A 2,729-nucleotide genomic window follows, 5' to 3' on the forward strand; every position below is an offset into this window, starting at 1 on the left:
GGGGACCATCCTCCAAGGCTAAATACTCCCGACCGACCGATAGTGAACCAGTACCGTGAGGGAAAGGCGAAAAGAACCCCGTTGAGGGGAGTGAAATAGAACCTGAAACCGTCTGCGTACAAGCAGTCGGAGCCTGCGCGAGCGGGTGACGGCGTACCTTTTGTATAATGGGTCAGCGACTTACTTCTCAGTGGCAAGCTTAACCGACTAGGGGAGGCGTAGCGAAAGCGAGTCTTAAATGGGCGTTTGAGTCGCTGGGAGTAGACCCGAAACCGGGCGATCTACCCATGGCCAGGGTGAAGGTGGGGTAACACCTACTGGAGGCCCGAACCGGGATCTGTTGAAAAAGATTCGGATGAGCTGTGGGTCGGAGTGAAAGGCTAATCAAGCCCGGAGATAGCTGGTTCTCCCCGAAAGCTATTTAGGTAGCGCCTCGTGTTTCACTACTGGGGGTAGAGCACTGTTTCGGCTAGGGGGCCATCCCGGCTTACCAAACCGATGCAAACTCCGAATACCAGTAAGTGCGATCACGGGAGACAGACGGCGGGTGCTAACGTCCGTCGTCGAGAGGGCAACAACCCAGACCGCCAGCTAAGGTCCCTAAATCATGGCTCAGTGGGAAACGATGTGGGAAGGCCCAGACAGCCAGGAGGTTGGCTTAGAAGCAGCCATCCTTTAAAGAAAGCGTAATAGCTCACTGGTCGAGTCGGCCTGCGCGGAAGATGTAACGGGGCTTAAGCCATGTACCGAAGCTGCGGATGCCGTCAGGCATGGTAGGGGAGCGTTCTGTAGGCCGTTGAAGGTGTGTGGTAACGCATGCTGGAGGTATCAGAAGTGCGAATGCTGACATGAGTAACGATCAAGGGGGTGAGAGTCCCCCTCGCCGAAAGCCCAAGGTTTCCTGCGCAACGTTCATCGGCGCAGGGTGAGTCGGCCCCTAAGGCGAGGCCGAAAGGCGTAGTCGATGGGAAGCCGGTTAATATTCCGGCACCGCGCAACACTGCGATGGGGGGACGGAGAAGGCTAGGTCATCCGGCTGATGGTTGCCGGTTCAAGCGTGTAGGGAGATTCCTTAGGCAAATCCGGGGGATCAATTCTGAGACGTGATGACGAGTCTCCACGGAGACGAAGTGATTGATGCCAAGCTTCCAAGAAAAGCCTCTAAGCTTCAGGTGTTGAGTGACCGTACCCCAAACCGACACAGGTGGGCAGGGTGAGAATCCCCAGGCGCTTGAGAGAACTCGGGTAAAGGAACTAGGCAAAATGGTACCGTAACTTCGGGAGAAGGTACGCCCCTGTCCCGTGAAGGCCCTGCGGCTGGAGCGGAGAGGGGTTGCAGTGACCAGGCCGCTGCGACTGTTTATTAAAAACACAGCACTCTGCAAACGCGCAAGCGGACGTATAGGGTGTGACGCCTGCCCGGTGCCGGAAGGTTAAGTGATGGGGTTATCTTCGGAGAAGCTCTTGATCGAAGCCCCGGTAAACGGCGGCCGTAACTATAACGGTCCTAAGGTAGCGAAATTCCTTGTCGGGTAAGTTCCGACCTGCACGAATGGCGTAACGATGGCGGCACTGTCTCTACCCGAGACTCAGTGAAATTGAAATCTCGGTCAAGATGCCGAGTACCCGCGGCTAGACGGAAAGACCCCGTGAACCTTTACTACAGCTTTGCACTGGACGTTGAGCCTACTTGTGTAGGATAGGTGGGAGGCTTTGAAGCAGTGACGCTAGTTGCTGTGGAGCCGACCTTGAAATACCACCCTGGTATGTTTGACGTTCTAACCTCGCCCCGTGATCCGGGGTAGGGACAGTGCATGGTGGGTAGTTTGACTGGGGCGGTCTCCTCCCAAAGTGTAACGGAGGAGCACGAAGGTACCCTCAGCGCGGTCGGAAATCGCGCATTGAGTGCAAAGGCATAAGGGTGCTTGACTGCGAGACAGACACGTCGAGCAGGTACGAAAGTAGGTCTTAGTGATCCGGTGGTTCTGTATGGAAGGGCCATCGCTCAACGGATAAAAGGTACTCCGGGGATAACAGGCTGATACCGCCCAAGAGTTCATATCGACGGCGGTGTTTGGCACCTCGATGTCGGCTCATCACATCCTGGGGCTGAAGTCGGTCCCAAGGGTATGGCTGTTCGCCATTTAAAGTGGTACGCGAGCTGGGTTTAGAACGTCGTGAGACAGTTCGGTCCCTATCTGCCGTGGGCGTTGGAGACTTGTGGGAAGCTGCTCCTAGTACGAGAGGACCGGAGTGGACGTACCTCTGGTGTTCCGGTTGTCACGCCAGTGGCACTGCCGGGTAGCTATGTACGGACGGGATAACCGCTGAAAGCATCTAAGCGGGAAGCCCCTCCCGAGATGAGGTCTCCCTAGGCACTTGATGCCTCTGAAGGTCCGTGGAAGACCACCACGTTGATAGGCAGGGTGTGGAAGCGCGGTAACGTGTGAAGCTAACCTGTACTAATTGACCGTGCGGCTTGACCATATAACACCCAAGTGCGTTGTCTGACGATCACACCAAATTGCTGGTGGTAGGCGAAATCCCTGCCACCCACCGTTTTCCTGGCGGCCATAGAACAGTGGAACCACCTGATCCCATCCCGAACTCAGACGTGAAACGCTGCCTCGCCGATGCTAGTGTGGGGCTTCCCCATGCGAAAGTAGGTCACCGCCAGGGCCTTATCCCAAAACCCCCGCCACTCAGTGACGGGGGTTTTTTCTTGCGCG

The 2,729-nt window shown here is 56.2% G+C and carries 2 rRNA genes (1 of these 2 cut by a window edge); both read left to right on the forward strand.

The annotated features are described in order from the left end of the window. Nucleotides 1-2,487: ribosomal RNA gene (locus tag G3446_RS25480) — 23S ribosomal RNA — on the forward strand; it begins 394 nt to the left of the window's first position. Between the two features lie 76 nt (nt 2,488-2,563). Then, a 5S ribosomal RNA gene (gene rrf, locus G3446_RS25485) occupies nt 2,564-2,679 on the forward strand. The last annotated feature ends 50 nt before the right edge of the window (nt 2,680-2,729 follow it).

Source organism: Thiorhodococcus minor (assembly GCF_010820565.1).
Classification (GTDB): Bacteria; Pseudomonadota; Gammaproteobacteria; order Chromatiales; family Chromatiaceae; genus Thiorhodococcus; species Thiorhodococcus minor.